22 protein-coding genes are annotated in these 24,604 nt (G+C 52.3%); 8 read left to right on the top strand and 14 right to left on the bottom strand.

Annotated elements, in window-relative coordinates:
• Positions 1-99: 99 nt before the first annotated feature.
• The 8 genes from PXG97_RS07235 to PXG97_RS07200 form a co-directional block, all read right to left on the bottom strand.
• On the bottom strand, positions 100-993 hold the full coding sequence (locus PXG97_RS07235) for a DUF5777 family beta-barrel protein (RefSeq protein WP_276497079.1): 894 nt from the start codon (positions 991-993) through the stop codon (positions 100-102).
• Positions 994-995: 2 nt separating this feature from the next.
• Complete coding sequence (locus tag PXG97_RS07230) at positions 996-1,565, bottom strand: YceI family protein (RefSeq protein ID WP_276497078.1); 570 nt, start codon at positions 1,563-1,565, stop codon at positions 996-998.
• Between the two features lie 9 nt (positions 1,566-1,574).
• On the bottom strand, positions 1,575-1,958 hold the full coding sequence (locus PXG97_RS07225) for a hypothetical protein (RefSeq protein ID WP_276497077.1): 384 nt from the start codon (positions 1,956-1,958) through the stop codon (positions 1,575-1,577).
• Between the two features lie 91 nt (positions 1,959-2,049).
• A complete protein-coding gene (locus tag PXG97_RS07220; RefSeq protein ID WP_276497076.1) occupies positions 2,050-2,544 on the bottom strand; it encodes a CHRD domain-containing protein in 495 nt (164 codons plus the stop codon).
• A 110-nt stretch (positions 2,545-2,654) separates the two neighbouring features.
• Positions 2,655-3,872 (bottom strand): porin family protein, encoded by a 1,218-nt coding sequence (locus PXG97_RS07215; protein WP_276497075.1) that lies wholly within the window; start codon positions 3,870-3,872, stop codon positions 2,655-2,657.
• Complete coding sequence (locus PXG97_RS07210; RefSeq protein ID WP_276497074.1) at positions 3,865-4,431, bottom strand: RNA polymerase sigma factor; 567 nt, start codon at positions 4,429-4,431, stop codon at positions 3,865-3,867. Before PXG97_RS07210 ends, PXG97_RS07215 begins: the two co-directional genes overlap by 8 nt.
• 206 nt (positions 4,432-4,637) lie before the next feature.
• Entirely contained in the window at positions 4,638-5,495 is an 858-nt protein-coding gene (locus PXG97_RS07205; protein WP_276497073.1) for a cyanophycinase, read from the bottom strand.
• 101 nt (positions 5,496-5,596) lie between these two features.
• Positions 5,597-6,280 (bottom strand): RNA polymerase sigma factor, encoded by a 684-nt coding sequence (locus tag PXG97_RS07200; protein WP_276497072.1) that lies wholly within the window; start codon positions 6,278-6,280, stop codon positions 5,597-5,599.
• Between the two features lie 158 nt (positions 6,281-6,438).
• Here PXG97_RS07200 and PXG97_RS07195 point away from each other — a divergent pair, with 158 nt between their 5' ends.
• The 3 genes from PXG97_RS07195 to PXG97_RS07185 all read left to right on the top strand — a co-directional run bounded on the left by PXG97_RS07195 (position 6,439) and on the right by PXG97_RS07185 (position 8,622).
• Positions 6,439-6,831 (top strand): tRNA (5-methylaminomethyl-2-thiouridylate)-methyltransferase, encoded by a 393-nt coding sequence (locus tag PXG97_RS07195; RefSeq protein ID WP_276497071.1) that lies wholly within the window; start codon positions 6,439-6,441, stop codon positions 6,829-6,831.
• Positions 6,832-7,236: 405 nt separating this feature from the next.
• Positions 7,237-7,818, top strand: coding sequence for a Crp/Fnr family transcriptional regulator (locus PXG97_RS07190; protein WP_276497070.1), 582 nt, complete (start codon positions 7,237-7,239; stop codon positions 7,816-7,818).
• Positions 7,819-8,130: 312 nt separating this feature from the next.
• The gene (locus PXG97_RS07185) at positions 8,131-8,622 is read left to right on the top strand and encodes a hypothetical protein (RefSeq protein WP_276497069.1); all 492 of its coding nucleotides are present in this window, start codon (positions 8,131-8,133) and stop codon (positions 8,620-8,622) included.
• 48 nt (positions 8,623-8,670) lie between these two features.
• On the opposite strand, the gene PXG97_RS07180 is transcribed toward PXG97_RS07185, so the two are convergent.
• From PXG97_RS07180 to PXG97_RS07170, 3 genes are all read right to left on the bottom strand, one after another.
• On the bottom strand, positions 8,671-10,005 hold the full coding sequence (locus tag PXG97_RS07180) for a cation:proton antiporter domain-containing protein (protein WP_276497068.1): 1,335 nt from the start codon (positions 10,003-10,005) through the stop codon (positions 8,671-8,673).
• Between the two features lie 88 nt (positions 10,006-10,093).
• On the bottom strand, positions 10,094-10,657 hold the full coding sequence (locus tag PXG97_RS07175) for an NADPH-dependent FMN reductase (RefSeq protein WP_276497067.1): 564 nt from the start codon (positions 10,655-10,657) through the stop codon (positions 10,094-10,096).
• Positions 10,658-11,034: 377 nt separating this feature from the next.
• A complete protein-coding gene (locus PXG97_RS07170) occupies positions 11,035-12,285 on the bottom strand; it encodes a M20 metallopeptidase family protein (protein ID WP_276497066.1) in 1,251 nt (416 codons plus the stop codon).
• Between the two features lie 674 nt (positions 12,286-12,959).
• On the opposite strand from PXG97_RS07170, the gene PXG97_RS07165 reads away from it, so the two are divergent.
• The 5 genes from PXG97_RS07165 (at position 12,960) to PXG97_RS07145 (ending at position 20,068) form a co-directional block, all read left to right on the top strand.
• Positions 12,960-14,069: an acyltransferase family protein gene (locus tag PXG97_RS07165; protein ID WP_276497065.1), complete on the top strand. Its 1,110-nt coding sequence runs from the start codon at positions 12,960-12,962 to the stop codon at positions 14,067-14,069.
• A 1,620-nt stretch (positions 14,070-15,689) separates the two neighbouring features.
• The gene (locus tag PXG97_RS07160; protein ID WP_338088601.1) at positions 15,690-18,116 is read left to right on the top strand and encodes a sensor histidine kinase; all 2,427 of its coding nucleotides are present in this window, start codon (positions 15,690-15,692) and stop codon (positions 18,114-18,116) included.
• A 38-nt stretch (positions 18,117-18,154) separates the two neighbouring features.
• Positions 18,155-18,787: a response regulator gene (locus PXG97_RS07155; protein WP_276497063.1), complete on the top strand. Its 633-nt coding sequence runs from the start codon at positions 18,155-18,157 to the stop codon at positions 18,785-18,787.
• Positions 18,788-19,154: 367 nt separating this feature from the next.
• Positions 19,155-19,586 (top strand): hypothetical protein, encoded by a 432-nt coding sequence (locus tag PXG97_RS07150; protein WP_276497062.1) that lies wholly within the window; start codon positions 19,155-19,157, stop codon positions 19,584-19,586.
• A gap of 41 nt (positions 19,587-19,627) precedes the next feature.
• The gene (locus tag PXG97_RS07145; RefSeq protein WP_276497061.1) at positions 19,628-20,068 is read left to right on the top strand and encodes a response regulator; all 441 of its coding nucleotides are present in this window, start codon (positions 19,628-19,630) and stop codon (positions 20,066-20,068) included.
• A gap of 404 nt (positions 20,069-20,472) precedes the next feature.
• Here the strand turns inward: PXG97_RS07145 and PXG97_RS07140 are convergent, their stop codons facing one another.
• From PXG97_RS07140 to PXG97_RS07130, 3 genes are read right to left on the bottom strand one after another with little or no spacing between them, the layout of a single operon-like run.
• Positions 20,473-22,236, bottom strand: a complete 1,764-nt coding sequence (locus PXG97_RS07140) for an amino acid permease (RefSeq protein WP_276497060.1) — start codon at positions 22,234-22,236, stop codon at positions 20,473-20,475.
• 12 nt (positions 22,237-22,248) lie between these two features.
• Entirely contained in the window at positions 22,249-22,617 is a 369-nt protein-coding gene (locus PXG97_RS07135) for a hypothetical protein (RefSeq protein WP_276497059.1), read from the bottom strand.
• Positions 22,618-22,626: 9 nt separating this feature from the next.
• Positions 22,627-24,564: a KUP/HAK/KT family potassium transporter gene (locus tag PXG97_RS07130; RefSeq protein WP_276497058.1), complete on the bottom strand. Its 1,938-nt coding sequence runs from the start codon at positions 24,562-24,564 to the stop codon at positions 22,627-22,629.
• Between the last annotated feature and the right edge of the window lie 40 nt (positions 24,565-24,604).

Genomic DNA, 24,604 nt, shown 5'->3' with positions numbered 1-24,604 from the left:
GTATTTGCGCGAAGAGCAGCCTGGAAAGTCGGAGGGTGAGGCAAAGCAGAGGGGGCATGTCATTGAAAAACCGGCGCCATGGGGTCCACCACGGCCTTCTCACCACTGCTTTTCGCCCTTCAGGTCAAACACGCGCGAGATGTTAAAGCCAAAGTAAATGTCTCCGTCGGACCAGTAGTCCGTGTTCTGTGGCACGAAAAATTTCTCGACCATGCCCTGCGCGTTGGTGAAGATGAGCTGGAACACGTGCCCACCTGTTTCAATATCGAAGCCGAGGGAGAGGGCGTTCCGAAAGTCTTCGCGTGTCTGGGCGGAAAGCAGGTAGTAATATTCGGCATTAAAAGAGGTCCGGCGGGTGAGTTTAAAACGGCCGCCGGCTCCCAGGGCGTAAACATTCGTGTCTTCGGGGCGGGTGGGCACCAGGTTGCGGTGCACCAGGGTGGGCGAGAGCTGGAGCGAGAGCCGTTCTGTGAATTTCCGTGCCAGCAGTGCCTGGTAAGTATAGGTGAGGCGGTGCTCGAAGTCGAAGTTGTGCTCTGCTTCCGGCCAATCTAATGAGCGTACGGCGGCGCTGGTAAACAGCGTGAGCGTAACAGGCACTGCGCCGCCTGCGCCTTCCTGTTGCTGCAGGAGCTTATACTTTAAAAAGCCGTCGAAGGTCTTCTCCAGTGAGCTGCGCCCGATGCCCACGGTCAGCCTGTCGGTAAGGCCGTACTCCAGCCCCAGCCGAATGGTGGCCTGGTCGAGCCCGAAGAACTCGTAGGCGCCGCTGTTCAGGGTGCCAAACCGGTGGGAGATGAGAAAGAGCAGCTCGCCCGCACCGTTGGTTTCTACGGAGTGCCCGTTCACAAGGCGCGTGGCTTTAAAGGTGCCTGTCACCAGGCCTGTGGTGGCGCTGTCGGTGGCTTGGGCCATTTCCAGCAAATCGTCCTGGGCCTGGGCCGCATGCAGGGCCAGGCAGCCAATTCCTATCAATACATACTTCCTAATCATAGCTAAAGGCTGTTGCCCTGTAGAGGTTCGTAAATTACGTCCACGGTGATGTCGATGCGCCGGGCAATGTTGTTGCGCACCAGCCGCGGTATCTTAATATCAAACTCCTGGGGGGTAACCGAGAAGGTGGATCTGCCGTGCAGCCGCCCCGCTTTCACCTCCAGCACCCCCACGGTGTCTATGGCTTTGTCCTTCCCGTGGATGTTGAGCACCCCCGTCACCCGCACCTTATAGGCTGCCTCCTTATTCAGATCAACTTCCTGGATGTTGGTGATCTTTCCTTTGAAGGTGGCCTTCGGGTATTTGTCAGACTCCATATAGTTTTCGTTAAAGTGGGTTTGCATCAGGGACTTCCGGAACTGAAACTCCTTCATTGGCACCGAAAATGCCATTTCCCCGGTACCCCTATCCAGTACCGACACCACTTTGCGGTTGTGTGCCTCTATATCCTCCAAAGGGGCATCGGAGAAAAACCAGATGTGCCCGGTTTTGGTGAAGTACCTGTTTTGTGCCAGCGTAGGAGCATGGGCAAAGAGGAGAAGGGGCAAGAGAAGTATGAGGTATCGTTTCATGGTCAGAAGTTAATTGTTTGGAGCGCCTGCCTCCACCCATTTCCGGATTTTGTTAATGTCGCAGTCAGAGAGCTTGGGGGCTCCCTGCGGCATAGGCGGAAAACCAGGTGCATGTGTGATTACACCTAGCAGGTGCCCATGGGCCGCCTCTTCTTTTACCAACGCGTAATTATCCAGCACAACGCCTCCCTCGGCTATGCTGGCTGCATGGCAGCCGTAGCAGTTGGCGGCCAGTATAGGCGCTACAGCGCCGGAGAAGGTAACGGCGGAGGTGTCGCATTGCTGCGGGTCCGGTTGCGGCATCAGGTCTTCTGCATTATCGTCCGTACAGGCCACCGCCACCGCTAGCAGCAGGCCCAGCCATAAAAGGTATACAAGGAGCGTTCGTGCCATACATGTTCCGCTGTTAAATGTTGGAATCGATACAGGTAAAAAGGGACCGCCCGGCCGCGCGTGAGCTTCACGGCCAGGCGGCAATACCCGGCTACTGCGTGATCTGGGCCCTGATCTCGCCGTCAGGGAAGTCTGCGCTGTGGATGTTCAAAAACCAGTTGCCAGCCAACAGGTCTGCTTCCTGTTCTGCCGTCAGGGCAGGGGTTGTTCCGGAGAGCGGGCTTTCAAACGGGTTGGAGCTAGAGTAAGGGTTGGAGCCCGGGTTGATCGGAATCACCACGGGGCCGGCCATGCCAGCCGCTCCTTTGTGAAAGTGCATGGCGGTGGGGGTGATGCCATCAAACGTGATAATGTAAGAGAGCCTGTTGGTATCCATATTATACTGGCCTTTAAAAGTGCCGGTGGCTTCCGAGCTGTTTGCCGGCACTTCCTGCGCGCCACTGAGGGTGACCTCCTTCAGCACCACGATCTCTTCCATCGGGGCAGGGGTGTTGTCATCGTCGTCATCGTTGCAGCTGCCCAGGCCAAGCATCAGGCTCAGCAGCATAGTGGTCAGTATCCCAAAGGAAATTCGGTACGTTTTCATATCAGTAAAAATTAAGCGTAAATGAGTAAATAAAGGTCATAGCGGTTCTTCCTAATACAGCTTAGGCTGTGTTACAGCGGTGGTAGGGGCATGCTTCCGGAAGCGAGTTATTATCTGTTCAAAGTATAGCCAGCCGTAAAAAATATGCCTGCGCTCGTCAGCTTCACCTGCCCTGCGCCGATGCTGGACAGCGGGATCTTTACGAAAGGTTCGGCCCCGACCACAAAAGCAGGGGAGAGCCGGCGCGTGTATCCTACAGACAGGTTCTGCACGCCAAACCAATGCCTGTTCCTGTTCGAGATCTCCCAGCTCTTGCTGTAGGGTGGCTGCCCCGCGTGCTCGTAGGTATAAGTATACTTTTCGCGCAGCATGAGGTAACTGGAGACACCTGCCTGCACGGAAAGCGTGTTCTTGCCATGCTTCCAGACATGGTACTGCAGGTTCAGGGGGATGTCGAGTACCTGGCATTTGGCCTCAATCCCGTCGGGCAGTGTTTTTCCGTACCAGTAGCCGGGGTAAGGTTCATACTCTTTTGCCTCTGTATAATAGATCTTATTGGCACCGATTACGCCGGTTACCAGGCTGAAGCGTCTACTAAGCGGCACGCTTACCAACAGGCCTGCGTTAAGGCTTATCTCATCCGGCTCCCGGAACCTGACAGTTGTGAAGTCGGGAGCCAGGACGAGGGACAGGGTGATGTTTTTCAGGAAGGCCGGATCTTTCGGTTTCTGCATTTGGCTGCTGTCGGGTGCTTGCGGCTGCGCTGCTTTTTGCAGGGCCGCCTCCGGCACTACGTCTGGCAGGAGTGCCTTTAGGCCTAGCCTGGTACCGGCCGTATCTCCGGTTGCCGCCATACTGAATGTTAGCTGCTTTACCTCCGCCGTTACGGATGCCAGTGGTTCCACTGCCACCTGCCGTTTTGCAACTACTTCAGAGGCCTTGCCTTTAACAGCTGTTGCGGGGGGTGCAATACCAGGGCCCTTGCGCGGTGCCGGGGGTTGAGCCGACCCCGTTGGGGCGCCTGGTAAAGTAGCAACCTCTCCATCGCTATACTGATTCCAGGCACTTGTTTCTTGCCTGATCGTGTCTCCTGTAGCAGTACGTGCTTCTTCTGCCGGCGCAGCTGGCCTGTTGGCCAGTTGCCACCATGCCCCCACTGTTATCAGCAGGGCCAGCAGCAACAGGGGGAGGTAGCGCATCATACGTCCCCAGAGGCTCCGCCTGCTGTCTAGCCTGTGCTCCAAAGCCCTCCAGGCCTCCTCGTCAAAGGGAGGATCACGCCTCTCGGCTGCCTTCCGGAACAGGTCATCAAGTTCTTCGTCAGACATATTGCTTAAACTCTTCAATCCTGCTTTTTTTGAGTGCCTCCCTTAAGTTGGCTCTTGCCTTGGCAAGGTTAGATTTGGAAGTGCCGACCGTGGTGCCTAGCATCTGCGCGATCTCCTCGTGGTTGTAGCCGTCTATCACGTAGAGGTTAAACACTGCCCGGTAGGCCGGCGATAGCTTCTGCACCAGCGAGATCAGGTACTCATAGTTGATCTGCTGCACTACATCGTAAGGGTCTGCTGCGGGTGCTGCCGCCTCAATGGTTTGGAGGTGGTAGTTCCTCAGGTTATGCCGGTAATTGTCCAGCGCGGTGTTGATCATAACCCGTCGCAGCCACCATTTAAAGGGCTTCTGGGCGTTGTACTGCTTTAGTCGGGTAAACACCTTCATAAAGCCATCGTTGAGTACTTCCTTTGCTTCTTCCAGATCTTGGGAGTAGCGGGTGCAGATACTCATGGCATAGCCGAAGAAATGCTTGTAAAGCTTTCTCTGTGCCTCACGGTCCTGTTTCAGGCACCCCTGAAGCATGGCTTCCAACTCTTTGCCTTCTGTTCCGCTCACTTTTCCAGAATTTGCGCTCCCATCACGGAGCGGTTCGTTAAACGGTTGCCTCGGGTTTATAAAATTTTAGCATCTTTTTCTCTTTGTTCTTCATTCCTCGCACCATCACACATTTTAAAGCTTAGCATGCTTGGTGGGATAAGGGCAGGGGGACAGGTGTCGGCTTTATACTTCCCGGGCTTTCGTCTTTTACCACCGCAGTTGCCTTAGCGGGGTTTAAATTCACCGGAGTCCAGCTGGTACTGTTGCCCTTTCGGCAAGACGTGCAGTATCAGGTTCTCTACACACAGCGCCTCACCCGCATGTATCTGCTGGAAGTTGTTTTTCAGCACATGGCGCCCGTCGATGATGATCACCAGCCCAGAGCCAATCGTTTCGATATAGCTGTTCTGCCTGATGAGGATAGCGGTGTCTTCTCCGAGGCCGATGCCGATGTGGGTAGGCATGGCGGCCACGGCTTCGATGAGGCGCGGGATGCGGCGGCGGTTGACAAAGTGCGTATCGATGATAATCTGGTCCAGCAGGTCCAGGCCCGGCATCAGGTGCACTGTTCCCTTCAGCAGCGGGTCTCTTTCCAGCGAGCCATTGATCATCATGCCTGACAGGGCCATGGCGCCGGCGCTTGTCCCGGAGATCAGGAACTTCTCCTCCTGCTCGTAGCGGCTCCGGATAACGTGCAGGGCCTCGGTTCCCGACAGTACCCGGGGCAGGAGCACCTGGTCGCCACCGCTCAGCATGATGCAGTTTGCCGTGCGAAGCCGCTCCAGGTAATCCGGCTTAGCAGCGTCGGCAGGCTCTTGTATGGGTAGCACCCCCACGTTGTCACACCCAAGCTTCAGGAAGGCATCGATGTAGATTTTTCCCACTACGTCGGGGAAACGGGTGGCTGTGGTAATAACCTCTATCCGGGTACCGGGGCCATACAGCTCATCATGGATGCGCCGGAGAATGCCGTGGTCAAAAGAACGGGAGGGCTGCTGCAGTTCAACAGCCTCAGGGGTGGGAGCCGTCCCTTTGTCCTCGTTGCCGCCTATGGCTACTATCTTCCCTTTGGGAGTCTTCATACAACCTTATACTTGCGTAAACCTTTTCAGCGTAGGGTGCAGTGTGCTGTATGCTGTCGCGTATGCTAGCAGCCACACCGGCAGGTGGAAGCAGGGCAAGTTTATACTTCCCTATCCGGAGGCAGGGCCTTTAGCACGCGCCCCACCACCGCATCACAGCGTTTGTTGCCGAACTCAAACACATCGTGGCTGGCCGACAGCTTGAACAGGCTCTCTTTCAGCATCAGCTTGGCCCGGTGCAACCTTACCTTTACATTGCTCTCCGACAGGTCCAGGCACGAGGCAAGCTCGGCTATGGGCATGCTCTCTACCTCGTGCAGCGTGTAAACGATTCTATACTTTTCAGGAATGCTGTCGATGGCTTTTTCCAGCAGCTGCTTTATTTCCTGTTTTATGAAGAGTTGCTCGGGGTTCATGAGGGTAGTGGTCTGGTTTAACAGGTAAGAAAAGTCCTCCGGTTGGTCTGCCAGGCCTGCAGCCGGTGAGAGCCTTTTCTGCTCACGGAGCCGTGCCAGTGCATTGTTGATCCCTATCCGGATGAGCCAGGTGGAGAACAGGGCGTCGCTGCGGAACTGGTACAGTTTCTCGAAGGCTTTCAGGTAGGTGTCCTGCATCACATCCTCCACTTCCTGCTCCTGCTTCAGGTAGCTCCTGATTACCCGGTATAGCTTTTGGTTGTGCCGCCGCATCAGCAGCTCATACAGCGACACTTCTCCGGCCACTACGCGCCTTACCACGGCTGCATCGGAAAGCGCTGCTTTTTCGGTTGCAGTTATTTGTTTCATACTTTCTACACTTACTTGGTTTTGTAGCTGTTAGATGCTTTGTTGCTCAGGATGTTACATTTGTTTGTAACGTTTTTTCGGCGCAATCATCTAACAGGTAGAACCAAATAAAAAAGGAGGGTAATATCATGGGAACAATTGCATCAACCTCAACCAGTATGCCTAGGGCCGAGCGCCCGGCGTACGACCGTCTGGCCACCGCCACCAACCTGCTAAAGTACACCTATGGCCTGGTGCCCATTGTAGCGGGTCTGGACAAGTTCACGCACCTGCTTACCGATTGGAACAAGTACCTGGCGCCAGTAGTGGCCGATCTTCTGCCTTTTAGCACAGACTTTTTTATGAAAGCGGTAGGCATCATTGAGATCATAGCCGGCGTGCTGGTGCTCATTAAGCCAAGAATTGGGGCGCTGGTGGTAAGCCTGTGGCTGGTGGGCATTGCCATCAACCTGGTGCTTTCCGGGGAGTATTTCGACATAGCCGTGCGTGACCTGGTGATGGCTATCGGAGCCTTCTCGCTATACTTGCTGCTGCCTGACAACAGCAGGTAAATTGAGCACAATGAGACGATCCCTTGGAAGATGAAAAGCCGCTCTAGATAACCGGAGCGGCTTTTCATTTTGCAGCATACGAGCTGAAAGCAACAGGGTAAGCAAAAAAGGTAAGCTCACGGGAATGCCGCCTGTTGCGGCTCCCCGTGGTTTTGCTGCCTAGCTTGCTTTAGCGCTCAGGGAGAGCTTTGTGAAACCTTCTGGAAATGTACTTTAAGCTGAGTTATTCCTTTATTAGCTTAACACGTAGTGTAGGGAAAGTATAAGTATAACAATGCTGTATCGCCGCAGAAGCAACGAAGGAGCTTGGGCAGGTATGGATCACAAGGCGCACCCAGGTCTGCTTCAAATTTTAGTACTTTTACCCGCAGCACAGCGTAGCTACCACAGACATTTGAACAGGTTATGAAGCAGGAACAGTTACTGTTGTTTCTCCAGAGCTCAGGCTACATCAGCCAGCAGGCGGCCAGTGAAATAGCAACTCACTTTACGTGTAAGAAACTTCTCAGGCATGAATTCTTTCTGAAAGAAGGAAAAGTGAACCGGGAATACCTCTTCCTGGAGCAAGGGGCGATGCGCGCCTTCGCTTTTGATACCGATGGAAACGAAGTCACGACCGGCTTTTTCACCAGCAGACAAGTTGTTTTCGAAGTGTCCTCCTTCTTCAACAGAACGCCGTCAAAGGAGAATATCCAGGCACTCTCCGACTGTGAGGGATGGAGTATAACCTTTGACCAGCTGAACCACCTGTTTCATGCCCTGCCTGCCTTTCGGGAGTTTGGCCGATCGGTGTTGGTAAAGGGTTTTGCGGCCCTTAAGGACCGAATGCTTTCTACGATCACGGAAACAGCAGAGGAGCGTTATGCCCATCTGTTGCAAGCAAACCCGGAGCTGTTTCAATATGCCCAACTAAAACATATAGCTTCCTACTTAGGGATAACGGATAGCTCCCTGAGCCGCATCCGGAGGGAGTTCTCCAGGAAGTAACAAGCACATCTTTTCTTGCCATTTGGCAAGTGGAAATTGAGGAGGCTACTTTTTCTTTGCATCAGTACCGATAAAGACAATGCTATGGAAAACTTACCGATTCAAATTTATGCCGTTTTTACACTTGCCACAGTTTTAGCGGCCTGGCTGTTCTACAGGGCAGCGCACCACGCAAAGGGGGTACTGGCAGTGTTCGCCCTCTGGCTTGCCGGGCAGGGGCTGTTAGCCTCTTCAGGATTTTATCTGGTTACGGACACTCTTCCGCCCAGGATGCTCCTGTTAGTTTTGCCGCCCCTGTTACTTATTGCCGGTATGTTTCTAACCAACAGGGGCAGGCTTTTCATGAGCAGTCTGGATCCGGGAGTACTTACGTTGCTGCATGTGGTACGGGTGCCTGTGGAGGTGTGCCTTTTGTGGCTCTATTTTAAGGGGGCAGTACCAGAGCTGATGACCTTTGAAGGCAGGAACTTTGATATACTGGCCGGCCTGTCTGCCCCGGTTGTTTATTACCTAGGCTACATGCGAAGCAACAGGTTGCCTAAGGTCGTGCTGCTGGGCTGGAACTTTATCTGCCTGGGGCTCTTGTTCAACATTGTCTTTCATGGGGTCCTCTCGGTTCCTTCGCCTTTCCAGCAATTTGGCTTTGAGCAACCTAACATCGCCCTGCTATACTTTCCTTTTGTCTGGCTACCGGGGTTTATCGTGCCGTTGGTCCTGTTCTCGCACCTGGCTACCATCAGGCAGTTGCTGGTCCATACTACAGGCAGGGCCACCCCTGCTGCGGGTGGCCCTGCTTATACTTGATGCCCACGGTTCAATCACGTTGATGTTCTCCACCAGCGTGGGCCTTATTTATGTGACTGCTGACCGTTTTTTACCATACAAACGTGTAAGGGGTGTGGAACTTATGCCGTGAGCCACCGCCGAGGCGCAGATCACCAGGCTGACAACATCCCATACAAGTGGCTCCCCCAGCCGGTGCTCTGCCATGGAGCTATAATAAATCGCCGCCACCGCTACCGGGCCAAACCAACCCAGGAATAAGGCGTCTTTGGTGCTGCGCAGGTCGGGCAGCAGCGGCCTGAGGAGCAGTAGTACAGGCGGGCGGCGCAGCAGAAGTATAGCTGCTGCCAGTAATAGGCCACTCCACCCTAGTTCCCACCAGCCAGACCAGGGGATGGCGGTACCCAACAGCGTGAAGATAGGGTAGGAGAAAAACCGGTTGGCGGCCTCCTGGCCTCTTTCCTCCTCACCCCGCTCTTCCTCGCTCACCATCTGCACAAAGGCCACTCCTGCCGCAAATACCACCAATACCTCGTCGCTGTTGATAAGCTTGCCGCCCCCTACGGCAAGCAGCGAGAGGGCCACCGTGTAGATCAGTCGCCAATCCTTCTGTATCAGGCTGTGCTTTTCGGCTACCCGGAGTAGGTAGCCAGCCCCCAAACCAAGCAACAGCCCAAAAATTGTGGCGCCAAGCACCTCCCACAGCAGGGTCTTTGTCAGCCAGTGGGATATAGCGGTCTCAGGCTTCTGCAGCATCAGGAGGGGCAGAAAAACGAACAGGTAGCTTAGCCCGTCGTTAGCGCCGGACTCAAAGGAAATGGCATGTCGGACACGTTCCGGGAGATTCTTTTTAGCGACGGGCCCCGTGACAACAGGGCTGGCGGCAACCGGATCGGTGGGGGCGAGGATAGCTCCGATCAGGGCAGCCAGCCAGAACGGGATACCAAGTATAAAGTATACCAAGGCGGTGCTGATGGCCCACATTAGCAGCATGCCCAGCCCAACCAACGTAATCATTAGCCGCCAGTTTTGGCGGGGGTAGGACTTGGGGATACGCAAGGCGACGCTGACCAGGCCGATACCCAGCACCAACCGGGCCAGACGCTCCAGTATCGTGGACTGCTGCCCTAACTGTTTCAGGTCTACGAAGTCGAGTGCCTCCGGGCCTATCAGGATGCCGATGAGCAGGGCGAGCAGGGTGATTGGAATGGGGCTCTTCTCGAGTTTCTTGGAGCATAGCCCCAACCCCAGCACCAACCCGCCCAGAAGTGTCACTATGATATTAAAGTCGTCTATGCCTGTCATGCTGATGATCTTTTTTGCCTTAAGTGTATGGGCATACGGCGGCGACGGAAAAAGGTAGGGCAGCAGGGGCAGCGGTAGGAGGCCAGGTCCTACGGCCATCACAGCTCACAACCACGCTAAACTAAGCGCCATCAGGTATGAAACGATGTAAAGTTCAGACACCACAATACAGCGTTGAAGCTTAATCCTATTTCTGCTCACGCACCTGCTTCAAAGCTGTTCCCCAACTTACCAACTGGTCGAGCAGGGTATTGAGTTTTTTCTCGTGGAAGGCGGCCGGCTTGAACACGCTGTAGTTCTCGAAGTCGGTGAACAAGGACAGAGCCACCTGTTCCCGCACATCGGCCATTTGCAGCTCGGCCACGATAGCCCGGAAGTGTTCCACTGCTCTTGCCCCGCCCGCGTTTCCGTAGGCCACAAAACCACATGCCTTGTTGTTCCACTCCTTGTACAGGAAATCGAGCGCATTTTTGAGGGCAGCCGGTACACCATGGTTGTATTCCGGGGTCACGAACACGAAAGCATCCAGCGGTTCTATCCTGGCAGACCAGTCTTTGGTGTGCTGCTTGGTGTATTGCTGCATAGCCGGGGATTTTGGCTCGTCCAGCAGGGGCAGGTTTACCTCTTTCAGGTCAATCAGCTCATAGGTGGCATCGGTGCGTTTCGAGGCTATCTCGTAGGCCCATTTGCCCACCGCTTCGCCGTTACGGCCAGGACGCGTGCTGCCGATAATGATCGCGATTTTAAGCATGTCTACAGGATTATGTTCCAAACAAGTTTCCGTTGCTGACCCTATTTGCCGGAATAGAGAAGAGGCATAGGGCGCAGCTTTGGGTATACTTACACAAAATAAGTATGGTTGCTGCCGTGCCCGGGGCCCTCCAAATGCAAGGTGCATCGCCGGGGGATACCCCACAGGCGCATGATGGCAGGAAAGATCATCAAAGAGGACAAGAACAGGTGTTTACCAGTAGGATGAACAGGTTAACCTACAGGTAGATCCGTGTTTAAAAATGTTTAACCCCTGTCTGTCTGTAATTGACCGCAGGCGATACTACTAAAGAGGATATTACAGATGTCATTCGTACATGCTAGAACAGCATTTAGCCCCATATCTACATTGGTACCTCATTTTTTCAGGTAATCCAGTATGATCTGCACCTGGGCTTTCACCCCGTTCTGCAAAGCGCTTTCATCCACCGTAAACTTCGGGTTGTGGTTCGCGGCCCCTTCCCCAATGCCGAGTGTCATAAAGCAGACGGGTGCTATCTTTCTATAGTAGGAAAAATCCTCACTGGCAGTCATCATGGGCGCGTCGAAGACCTGTGCTTTCCCCAAAACTGCTACTGCACTTTTCCTGGCAAGTGCATTCAGGTCAGCATCATTTTGGATGGCCGGGTAAGTTGGGATGTACTCCAGCTCATAGGTGGCACCGTAGGCCTTGGTGATATTGTCTATTATTTCTTTTACTCTCCCTTCAACCTCTTTCCGGGTATCTTCCGATGTGGTGCGAATGCTGGCTGCCAGCTCCGCCCTGTCTGCGATCACATTAAACGCATCTCCCGACTGAAACTTGCCTATGGTAACCACTGTCATTTCTCCAGGCTCAACATTCCGCGATACGATTGTTTGCAACGCGCTGACAATGGCAGCTCCTACCACGATCGGATCAATGCCTAAGTGCGGCATGGAGCCGTGTGATCCTTTCCCGATAACGGTCAGATCGAACATATCCTGAGCCGTGGAAGCAGCGCCATTAGGCAGGATACCTATATGGCCTACCGGAAAGTTGGGCAGCACATGCATCCCGAAAAAAGCATCTACGCCCTTTAAAGCCCCGGATTCCACAATATCGATGGCCCCGCCGGGTGGTTGTTCTTCCGCGTGCTGGAAAATGAAGTATACGGTTCCCTTTATCTGGTCCCGCATTTTAGAGAGGGTAGAGGCGGTTCCCAGCAGCATAGCAGTGTGCGCGTCGTGGCCGCAAGAGTGCATCACACCTTCCTCGTCTGAGCTGTAAGGCACACCGGTTTCCTCCTGCATAGGCAGGGCGTCCATGTCAGCCCGGAAAGCAACGGCCTTTCCGGGCTGCGTGCCTTTCAGAATTCCAATAACGCTTGTTTTTGCAGGCCTGATGACTTCCATATTGGGCAAGGACTTCAGGACATCCTCCACATACTTACTCGTTTCCTCTTCCTCGAAAGACAACTCCGGGTTTTCGTGGATGTGTCGGCGCCATTTGATGATATCCTCAGCCGGTATATTCTTTGTCCAGGCCGCATTTGAATTGTTGTTAGCCATTTTATTGCTTTGTTTTGTTTGCGCATGGAGTGTTCCACTCAGCAAAAGGGCAAGTATAAGCGGGAAAATTTTTTGCATGTCTTTGATATCAGGGCTCAGGTTATCTGCTTATGTACACGCGTGTTTAAGATATGGAAAGCTGCTACCAGTATAGTAGGTAGCCCACGGTGAGGAGATCGTCTGGCAAAGCCGCCAGATTCAAAGATGTTATGCCCTGTTATCAAGGGAGGCAGAAACAGGAAAGCCAGTTTTGGGGGCTGTAATAACTCCTAGGGTCGCATAGTTAGTTATACGGTTAACTGTTGCGGCTAATCCTGCAGCTCACTTGAAAAAATGTAAATCAGGTTTCTGATTTGACTGTGGCAGTACGACAAGTAGGAAGTACAGCCTCAGAGAGCTGTAAGGCAGTTCCTCCTGTATTTCGCCATCAGGAAGCCGTGTTCTTCCACCTGGAGCAGGCGCGTCCTAGAGGCTGTGCTATTCCCATACCCGCCACCCCGCCCGGTGATCGCTAGCAACACAGTAGATGAAGTGTTGTGGTGTGATATGTATAGGGTAGCCGAAAAGCCTTCCTGACTTTAGCAAGTAGAGTAGCCCCAAGCTTCAATTCGTAGTGGTAACAACAATTTGTGGCTTAGTCGCTGCGCTTAAATGCAATAAACTTAATATATTACGGCTTTGTCCATCAGATGCTATGGCAGGGAGCCCTTGAGGGTATCGCTGCCGGTTGCATTTCACTCTTACCAGAACCAATGAATAAGCTTAAAGAAAACACAGGCAACCTGGAAGCCAGCCCGGGCCTTTTAAAGACGAAACAGCACTTTGTCATTCTTGATGGGTTAAGGGGAGTAGCGGCTTTGGCTGTTGTGGTCTTCCACTTTATGGAGTGGGTTTACCCGCCAGACTCCGGCAAGAATTTTATCGGGCACGGCTTCCTGGCTGTGGACTTTTTCTTCTGCCTGTCCGGGTTTGTTATTGGGTACGCCTATGACGACCGCATGGGCAAAATGGGGGTTGTGGAGTTCTTTAAAGCAAGGCTGATCAGGCTGCACCCTCTGGTTATACTAGGCTCGGTATTAGGCCTGCTGGCTTTTCTCTTCGACCCATTCGCCGCTTATACAGGAGCATACAGCACAGGCAGGCTTATCCTGGTGTTCCTTTGCTCGGCCTTGCTCATTCCGTTTCCGGTGGTGGAGGAACGTGCCTTCAACCTGTTTGGCCTCAATGCCCCTTCGTGGTCCTTATTCTGGGAATATGTCGCCAATATTGTGTACGCCCTGGTCCTGTACAAACTCTCCCGCCGCTACCTAACCGTACTGACCATAGTAGCAGCGCTGGCTCTTTGCTTTGTTAGTTACCGTGCAGGAAATCTGCTGGGGGGCTGGGCCGGTGAGAACTTCTGGGATGGCGGGGCGCGTATTGCCTACTCTTTCTCAGCCGGACTTTTGATCTACCGCTCTAACTGGATCATCAAGAACAGACTCGGGTTCGTAGGCCTGGCTATCCTGCTGTCGCTGGCCTTTCTAATGCCTCATTTTGAATGGAACTGGGTGGCAGAGGCCATGGTGGTTCTTTTCTATTTTCCACTACTGGTTGCTTTGGGAGCCGGCTCCAGCCTGGCACCAGGGGTGAAAAAGCTCTGTGTGTTCTCCGGGAATATCTCTTACCCACTCTACATGACCCACTACGCCGTTATCTGGATGTTTGGCAACTACTTTACCAGCAGCAAGCCTGGAACAACTGAGCTGTCGCTTATTGTGTCAGTTGGAACGGCTCTGTTGGTTGGTGTAGCCTATGTCGTGATGGTGGGGTATGACATCCCTGTTAGGAGGTACCTGAGCAGTAAGTGGAGACACCAGTAGGTAGCGTGGGAAACAAGTGGTTTTGACCTGATCCACGTTCAACAGAAAAGTCAGCTAGTCCATAGAAACAGAACCGGTTTGCCGAAGCAGGGCATGTGCGGAGCTGTATAATACCTTGTGCAGGCAGTTGTCCCTTCCTGCGCATGAACCGTAAATGGCCCCTGTGATTTTATGTTGCAGGGGCCATTTACGGTTTCAAACTGAGGGTGTCTTATAAATGGCTAGCTCCAATTGTCATGCAACCGGTAAGGCAGCAAACAAATGGAAAAGAAGCTACTGGCGGTATATACCACTACCTGATCAAGACCGAAACCAAGACCCACAAAGGCACCTTCACTTTAATGAAGTAATTTTTAGTTATACTACATTTTCCCTCTCGCCCTTGATTATATTAATCATAAGATGCCTTATATGAAACTGTGTGGGTTCAGCCATGGGAGGAACGTATAAAGCGCGGTATTTAAGCTCTTATCATGGTGTTATTCATTCCGTGGAGCCTTGCCAAGCGAGGCAGCACCTGCTGCAGTTCTACAAGTTCAACTATACTTATCTGGTTGAAAGGACGCGGGTGAATTTTCTGCTGAAGTTGCTTACAACGCTGCTGGCGTTCCTCACCATAGCGTACTTCTTCGTTTATATACCGCTCCACAAGTTGGAGACGCTGGAGGCGCCATACAGGTACCATCGCTGCTGTCCTCCATCCCGCTATACTTCTCTACTTATAAACTCTTCTTATAGACCGCAGATGGAGCCGGCTACGGTGTCTGAAAAGGTTTTTATTTTCACATATATCATGTCGCCTTCCTGATCGTTACTTCCATTCTGCAGTACATAAAGTGAGTCAAGCACGGCAAGGAGAGTAGACTGGCAAAGGTGTATTAGTGCTTTATTTACCCTCTCATCTTCATAAGCGTCGGGCGTGTTTCAAACAGAAAGTATTTCCTGACTTGGTGGCTGACTTTTACTGCTTTTTCTGGAGCAGGGGGCTCCTGGGCGAATGAGAAACTTGCTCTTTGTCTGCTGTACCTGAGCTCGAAAGTTATGAGCAGGCATTACATTGTATTAAGCCTAAGCCTGGTTAGGTTTGCCCTAAAAGTGGTTTTAATTAATTTAAAGGCACTTTTTTGAAAGACATCTTGTTGATAGACTTCGCTGCCGTATTTCCTTTGTCAGGAAACCAGCCAAAATCGGTTTTGAATCAATGTGTTGTCCCGGGGTTTTGCCCTAGTAAAACTCGCCAAACGAAAAGCCTATGCTCCACGCCTTTGCCAAACTCTTCGCAGGAAGTAATTTTCTCCTGCACCAACGCGAACGCCTTCTTTCTCTAGATGGATTTTACTGGCAGGGTGCTTCTTCATAAGCCGGACATAGATACCTATCTCTCTTATCAACTTGTACGAGTACGAACAGCTTTTCTCAACTCCCGAGTAGGACCTGAGCAAAGCTATGATCTGATAATCTATGAATAATGTGTTGCATGATAATCTGCCTGACAGAGCAAGTATAGCGTCCGGTGTTTTACTTTCTTCACCAGAAAATGGGGCGGGCAAGAGTTTGTCCTCTTTTCACAAAGTTTTTCAATCCCAAAGTAGTTCCAGTTTACTTCTTTCTCCTCAGTTTGTGATTGAAGCAGCTACGGACGAGCTCCTAAAGGAGACTTTCAAGGCCCGGGAAGACATTATCGGTAAGCATCTGTTCGATGCCTTTCCCGATAACCCCGACTCTCCACAAGCTTCCGCAACTTCCAGCCTGAGAGCCTCCCTGGAGGAGGTGCTGAGGACAGGAAAGCCCCACCGGCTAGACATTCAGCAGTACGATATCGCAGACCCTCAGCATCCCGGCAAATTCCTGGAACGTTACTGGAACGTAACCAATATTCCCATTTGTGATGAGCTGGGTGAAGTTGCCTATATATTGCATGAAACTATCAATGTAACAGAAGAAGCAATCACGAAACGCAGGTTAGCGGAAAGTCTTAAGAGGGAGGAACAGGCTACCGCGTTCGGTGCCCAACAGCGTGTCCGACTGGAACGATTGTTTGAGCAGGCCCCGGCTGCCCTGGCCATCTTGGAAGGTCCTGATTTGGTATACAAAGAGATAAATGAGAGTTATCAGCAGTTGTTCCCGGGACGGAAACTGGTGGGGTTGCCACTATTCGAGGCGCTTCCAGAGTTAGAGGACCAGCCAATGGCTGCTGTAATCCGGAATGTCTTCAACACGGGAGAGACTTTCGAAGGAAAAGAGGTTCTGGTTCCGGTAGCACGTTACGACGGGCAGCCAGTGGAAAACATTTACTGGAATTTCATTAACCAGGCTATTTTCAATACACGGGGGGAGGTAGATGGCATTCTGATCTTTGCCTTGGACGTCACCGAATTCATCAATACCAAACAGGAGTTAGAAAAGAAGACGGAATCGCTGCTGGAGCTGAATCGTGAGCTCGAAGACAGGGTGAGGTTGAGAACTTTCGAGCTGCAGCAGGCCGAAGCAGAAGCAGAAAGTCAGAGAAAGCGACTCGAGGGACTTTTCATGCAGGCACCTGCAGCCATCTGTATTCTGGATGGGCCGGATCTGGTCTATACTTTGGTTAACCCAGTATACGAGCAGCTTTTCCCCGGGCGAAAGCTATTAGGAAGATCAATCCTGGAAGTACTGCCTGAGATAGAGCATAACCCTGCTTATCGGAGCTTTCAAAAAGTTTACGAAACAGGCATTACACATGAAGAAGCGGAACTGCTCATACCGTTTGTACGGCCTCAGGACGGCGTAATGGAGAACAGGTACTTCCGCTTTATACAGCAGGCTCGCTACAACAACAAGAAACAGGTGGATGGGGTGGTGGTATTTGCTCTGGAAGTAACAGAGCAGGTAAAAGCACGAATTGCTGTGGAGGCAAGTGAGCAACAGTTGAAACTGATCACCAACGCGCTGCCTGTTCTGATCGGCTACCTGGACAAAGAGGAGCGGTATCGGTTCGCTAATAAGGCCTATGAGGAGTGGTTTCACATGAGCTCAAGTGAGATACTGGGGAAAACTATCCGGGAAGTGGTGGGAGAAGCCGCTTATCAGAATGTAAAGGCATACATAGCGCGGGGATTGGCCGGAGAGATGCTAGAGTTTGAAGCCACCATGCCTTACCGTGAAGACTTCGTGAAGCATATTCATGTCTGCTACATACCGGATGTGAGAGGTGGTGGTGTGCATGGCTTTTATACCCTGGTGACGGATGTGACGGAGCAGGTGAGTGCCCGCAAAACCTTGGAAGCAAACAACCGCGATCTGGAGGAACGTGTGGAAAAGCGAACCGCTGCTTTGCAAAAAACCAACGAGCTGCTCAAAGAGCACATTGCGGAAGGGAAAAGGACAGGGGAGTCGCTTGCTAAATCGCATGAACAGCTGCAGGCACTTACCCGCCACTTGCAGGTAATGCGGGAGGAGGAGCGGAAGTATATCTCGCGAGAACTGCACGATGAGCTAGGGCAGGCTTTTACAGCATTGAAAATTGATGTAACATTGCTGCTTAAAACCCTTGGCGAAGGAAAATTGGAGCAGGGCTTACTGCAGGCGGAGCTGCAGTCCATGATGAAGACCATTAACAGCTCGATCGCTTCGGTGCGTGGTATCGTGGCAACCCTACGACCTGCCATACTCGATAACTTTGGTTTGCTTTCCGAAATTGAATCGCAGGTACAGGATTTCCAGAAGCGAAGCCCCATCCAAATGGAGGTGCTCTCTGACCTTGATTATATTGGGCTGGGGAAAGAGAAATCCATTGAGGTCTTCCGGATCGTACAGGAGTCCATGACCAATATTGCACGCCACTCGGGTGCTTCTAAAGCGAGTATCAAGATAGAAAAGACGGCTAACCACTTCTGCTTTACCATTGAGGATGATGGCAGAGGTCTGCAGCATGACAGCCTATCCAAAGCTAGAACTTTTGGGCTTCTGGGCATGCAGGAGAGGGCTGAAAGAATCGGCGCCAGACTGGCCATAGAATCCGGTCCAGACCGGGGAACACGTGTGATGCTGGAAGTGCCTTTCGGCTGATTGAATAGAGATTATACATAAACAACTTACCTGTTAGGATGATTAACTTATTGATCGCTGACGATTATGTTCTGATTCGGGAAGGACTTAAAAAAGTTCTGAAAAACGAACCCGATATAACGGTGGTTGCCGAAGCCACGAATGGGGCTGAAGTGATGAAAAAGCTGAAAAAGAGCGAGGCGAATTTTGTGGTGTTAGACATTAACATGCCTGTTAAGAGCGGTCTGGATGTGCTGCTTGACCTTAAGCGGATGTTCCCTCAGTTGCCTGTGCTAATCCTGAGTATGTATCCTGAAAAAACATATGCCCTAAGGTCACTGAAAGCAGGCGCCTCCGGCTATATCTGCAAAGAGAGCGCTGCAGAGGAACTGGTAATGGCTATCAGGAAAGTATGGAGTGGAGGAAAGTACATTACCGCATCGCTGGCGGAGCTGCTGGCAGATACGTTAGTGAGCGACAGAAAGGGGATAGGCTCCCATGAAGCCCTTTCCGACAGGGAATTTCAAATCATGTGCAAGATAGCCGAAGGTGAATCATCGAAATCTATTTCGGAGGACTTAAGTTTAACGCTCAGTACGGTAAATACGTATCGAAACCGCATAAACGAGAAGATGAATTTCTCGTCTAACACAGATCTAATTCGCTACTGCATTCACAACAAACTTGCATAGCCAACTTCTGTGGCACTTTCCTGTGCCCTCCCTTCTGTAAGACTACCTTACCATCGCCATTGCTTGGTCGTATTTTTTACGACAAAGCAATGGCGCTTCTTTTGACACGTCTTTGGCTGTTCCTCTTGCCGATCCAGGTTTGGGTTGGACTATCTTTGTAAATAGTATGGCTGCACCTTACGTCGGTGCCAACAACAGATGGTCTACCCTGACTAGGGGAATGCCGCAGCCAATCCATTCAGCTGTTGCGGGTGGTTTTCTCTGTTTCATTGTTTAACTATATGCTGCAGTCGTGTTTCATTAAAGCTTTCAGTATAAAAACAACATCGAAAATTTAAATCAAATGCCTACTGGTCTGCCCATACATTTGGAGAAGACTTTTGTAAACGAGTTCGGGAAAACTTACAGTAAAGTAATCCTGCACGCAGCACAGCGTGCCATTGTGATGGAGTGGTATGGCTATACCACAAAACACCAAATTGAAGAAGTGGCTTTGTGGGTTGAGTCTTTTAATAATGAAGTCTCCTTCGATACTATCCTGAATGACTGCACTTACATCATATCCGTGTGGGACGAGTCCATTGATTGGTTCTCTAAGGTGTGGCTTGTCAGAATGAGGCGGCTAGGGGTGGTACGCTTTATTCATATAGCAAAGCCGAGCAGCTTTGGAGATAGAATAGGGCAACACCTGGGCTCTAAGAAGCATGCTAATATGGAGTACCTCTTTTTTAGCACCAGCAAGGAAGTTGGTGATTGGCTGAGACTGCATGATAATGAGGGCAACATTTCGGTTGATTAATCACAAAGAAAGGAGCACGTGGCGCCTTAGGCTCTGCTCCCATGAGAAACTATCTATATTCTAAAGTTAATATGAGTAAAATTCCCTGCATACTGCTGGTGGATGATGACGAAACGACTAATTACGTCAATGCCTTAATTATAAAGAAGAGTGGATTAACTGATGAGACCCTAATAGCATATAATGGGAAAGAGGCGCTTGAAATAGTACACAAACGTTATGGTACAGGTGAAGAAGAAAGCGTGCTGGACGCTCCACTGTTAATTCTGCTGGACATCAACATGCCCATCATGGATGGTCTAGAGTTTATGGAATGTTTTGATGCTTTGGGAGACAGGGTAAAGTCAAAAATCTCTGTTATTGTACTTACCACCTCAAACCACCCGACTGATATGGAGAAAATGAAACAGTTTGGGGTGCATAGTTTTATCAATAAGCCCTTAAGAAAAGAGGAACTGGAGAAGTTCGTCGCCTTGACTTAATCAATCGTAACGTAGCTAAGTGATCACAGGAGTAGAAGCAACATTTTAGTTATAACATTAGCCGTACGAACAACCTGAAAGCTAACGAAACTGCCGCAGCCATTCCTTTACAGGGGTGCAACTGTAGAACATTCGGGGATGTTGAGCTGATCTGGCTATGGTGATACCCGGAAACAAAGGGGGCGGCAAAACAGGATCAACAGGGATGGTGGCTCACTGCATTGCAGCTGTCCCGGTCCGGGCGACAGGGAAAACCTGCCACTCCGTGAGCTGTTCAGTTGATTAGCTCACAGAGAGGCTGTCCGTGTGCAGGGTTAGCTGCTTGGCCTTTGGGTAGCAGGAGGTGCATGGTAACCCAGCCCACAATAGCAGGATAAGGCAGAGGACGATGTTGTGCCGGGGCTTTAAGCTACTGGTGGTTGTGCCTCTGGAGTTGTTGATTGTTTATGCAGTTTGCTGTTGCGGTAGCCGTAGGTAAAGTAAATAACCAGCCCCAGAACCAGCCATATCAGGAACCTGCTCCAGTTCGTCACGCCCAGCTCCGTCATCAGGTACAGGTTGGTGAGCAGGCCCAGCACTGGGATGAGCGAGAGGCTGCGCAAAAAGGTGAGTAGCATGAGAACGGCCGTTACAGCCAGGAAGCCAAGCAGCGGCAGCTTGTGCTGCAGGCTTTCCCAGCCGCCGCTTAGGTTTAAGAAGGCAGCCACTCCTGGTGCATTGAACCATAGCAGCAGGGCAAGCGCTGATAACACTAATAGCGGCAGTACATACTTTCCATTGATGTAAGGCACCCGGAAACCTTTATGCGTGGCCGTAACAACCTTCTGTTTCTCCTCCAGCAGCAGGATGCCGCCGCACACCAGCACAAAGGCGAACAGGGTGCCGATACTTGTCAGGTCGGTGACCTCGGTCAGGTTCATGAACAGGGCAGGCACGGCCACCACAACGCCCGTCACAATGGTGGCGAAGTACGGGGTTTTATGCTTGGGGTGAATGCGGGAGAAGGCCCTGGGCAGCAGGCCGTCGCGGCTCATGGTCATCCAGATGCGCGGCTGCCCGTACTGGAACACCAACAGCACACTGGCCATGGCCACAATGGCGCTCACGGCCACGATCCCGGCGATGACATCCAGGTGTACTCTGGAGAACACATAGGCTAAAGGGTCACCTACGGCCAGTTCCTGAAAGGGTACCATGCCGGTTAGAACGAGCGCCAGCACCACATACAGCACCGTACAGATCACCAGGGCAAAAATCATAGCGCGGGGCAGGTCGCGCTGCGGGTTCTCGCACTCCTCGGCGGTGGTAGAGATGGCGTCGAACCCGATATAGGCAAAGAAGACGGCCGACACGCCTTTCATGATTCCCGCCAGCCCATTCGGGGCGAAGGGCGTCCAGTTGTCAGTGCTCACGTAGAAAGCGCCAACCGTTATCACCAGAAGTATGACCAGGAGCTTGAGCAGCACCAGCAGGTTGGCCGTGCGCTTCGACTCCTTAATGCCGATGTAGACCAGGTACGTGATCAGCACCGTAATGCCTAGGGCCGGAACGTCGGCAACAAGTTTGAACCCACCCAGCGCGGGAGCTTGCTGCCAAGCCAGGTAGGCTTCCTGCACATTTCCCGGCAGCGTAGTTAGCGCCTGCCCCTGCGAGAGCAGCCCTTGCGCTGTCTGGAAACCGCGGGAGGCACTCAGGTAATCCATCGTCAGGTATTCGGGTAGGCTCAGTCCTACACCATGCAGCACGGCGGTAAAGTAGTCGGACCAGGAAATGGCCACGGCAATGTTGCCGATGGCGTACTCCATGAGCAGGTCCCAGCCGATGATCCAGGCCACCAGTTCCCCGAAGGAGGCATAGGCATAGGTATAGGCGCTGCCGGACACGGGGATGGTGGAGGCAAACTGGGCGTAGCACAGGGCGGAGAAGCCACAGGCGATGGCCGTGAAAATAAACAACAGGGAAACGCCCGGGCCTCCGGCCGCGCTGGCATTGCCGATGGTGCTGAAAATGCCAGCCCCGATGATGGCGGCGATGCCAAAGGAAACCAAGTCCCTCAGGCGCAGGGTGCGCACCAGGTTGTTGCCATGGACGCTGCCATCCGGCTGGTAATCGGCCAGTAGTGCCGAAGCGCTTTTCCGGCGCGTCAGGTTCTTAAGGAATGGGTTCATATTGCGGATAACTTACTGTAGTTTGCTTGGTAAAGGATGTTCTGTGGAGGTTGCAGGCTCAGAAGTATAAATTCTGGACTCCCAACGGGATAATACCATGGTGCAGGAGGCAACCTCCCACAGCATGATCATCTGAAAGCTCTGTTTCCAGCTCAGGTGCTTCTCAGGGATGTAGCGGGGGCGGTGCGCATAGCCGAAGTTGGGCACCAGCGGCGCTATACCCAGCCAGAAAGGGCCGGCCTGTCGTAGGGGCTGCAAATGCGCGGGCTTGTAGTTCTGGTAGAGCTTATAGCGGATTACGCTCAGGCCCTGCAGCATTGGCAGAATGAGCCTGCGAAGGGGGAGCTTCGCCTGCAAAATTTCTTTTGTTAGCGCCATCATCAGATTGTTTTAAGCCGTCACCCGCTCAAGTTCCGGCAACTTTGCCGGCACGATCACCAGGGGCACTTTCTCCACCTTTACGGAGCTGGTGTCCAGCCCGAACCACTTGCTTTCAGAGGTGGCGAAGTGCTTTATGGCAAAGTACCACTCCATGATCTTGCGTTTCCTAAAGGGAAGGTCATTTTCATAGGAGAGGAACTTCTCCAGCACCACAAACCGGAAGTCCCCGATCAGGTGCTGCCTGCTCAGGGACTGGTAGCGGCTGGTGATGTCCACTTCCCCGTTCTGCACAAGCTCTTCCACCACTTTCCGGAAGAAGAGGTTAATGCGCTGCTCCACCCTGAAGCCAAGCTTGAAGTCGATGCGAATTACGTCATCCTCGGCCATATGGGTTACTTTGTACGCTGTAGTATAAGGCTCGTCTGTGGTTTCCACATGAATAAACCAGTAAATGTCCGCCCGCTTCGGACGCTTCTGAAAAATGGAGTAAATGATCTTCGCCTCAATTTCCCTGGAGCGGGAAGCACTGGTCATGAATACCAGGTGCGTGGTGTACTTGGGGATGGTCTCATCGGAACTGAGCTCCTTGAGCGCCGGCAGGTAATCGCTTAGGCGCACATACTCAGTAAGGCTGCGTTTGATGTGGTACGCGTTTAGCCAGATGTACATAACGGCCAACAGGATGCCGCCAATGAGCAAGGATACCCAGCCGCCGTGCGGGAACTTACTCAGGTTCGCCACCAGAAATGCCAGCTCAATGGACAGGTACACAGACAGGAACAAAGACACCACGATCTTTGACCTGACCTTGATGTACAGGTAGTAGGACATCAGCACTGTGGTGGAAAGCATGGCCATGGTGATGGCCAAGCCATAGGCAGCCTCCATGTGCTCTGACTCCCGGAAGTACAGCACCACCCCCACGCAACCCAGCCACAGCAGCCAGTTTACGCTCGGCACATACAGCTGCCCTTTCAGGTTGGTGGGGTACACCAATTTTACCCGAGGCCACAGGTTAAGCCGGATTGCCTCGCTAATGAGCGTAAAAGCCCCGGAAACCAGTGCCTGGCTGGCTATAATGGCAGCAATGGTGGCGACCGTGATCCCGATGAGCAGAAACCAATCGGGCATGAGCCCATAGAAGGGGTTCTCACGCAGGACGCTTCCTTCCTGTGTCATAAGCCAGGCTCCTTGTCCCAGGTAATTGAGCAGTAGGGATGTTTTCACAAAAGCCCAGCTCAGGCGAATGTTCGGCCTGCCGCAGTGCCCTAGGTCAGAGTACAGCGCCTCGGCCCCCGTGGTGCAAAGGAAGACAGCGCCTAGCAGCCAGAAGCCGTTCGGGTAATGTGCCAGCAAGCTGTAGGCGTAGTAGGGGTTCAGGGCCTGGAGAATCTCAGGGTGATGCAGCACAGAGACAGCGCCTAGCGACCCCAGCATCGTAAACCACAGGAGCATGATCGGACCGAAGGCCTTGCCTACGATCTCCGTGCCAAAGCTCTGCATCAGGAACAGGCCGGTAAGTATAGCCAGCACGATGGGCACTGTAGGAATATGCGGGTAGAGGATGCGCAGGCCCTCTATGGCGGAGGAGACGGAGATAGGCGGCGTGATGATGCCGTCCGCCAGCAACGCTGCCCCTCCCACCATGGCGGGTACTATCAACCAACTTGCTTTTCGCCGGATCAGCGTGTATAAGGAGAAAATACCCCCTTCGCCGTTGTTGTCGGCCTGCAGTGTGAGCAGCACGTACTTAAGCGTCGTCTGGAGGGTAAGGGTCCAGAAAATGCAGGAGATTCCCCCGTAAACAAGGGTTTCCGAAATCGGAACATTCCCAATGATGGCTTTCATCACGTACAGGGGGGAAGTGCCAATGTCGCCGTAAATGATACCCAGCGATATAAGGACCCCTGCCGTGGTGACTGCGTTGCCTTTCGATTGAAGACTCATACTTGAAAAGATTAATAGCATGTAGCCGCCTGGAGGTTGT

Source organism: Pontibacter litorisediminis (genome assembly GCF_029360645.1).
In the GTDB taxonomy this organism is placed as follows: domain Bacteria; phylum Bacteroidota; class Bacteroidia; order Cytophagales; family Hymenobacteraceae; genus Pontibacter; species Pontibacter litorisediminis.
The sequence above is the reverse complement of the archived record's forward strand: the minus strand, read 5'-3'. Positions and strand labels throughout refer to the sequence as shown.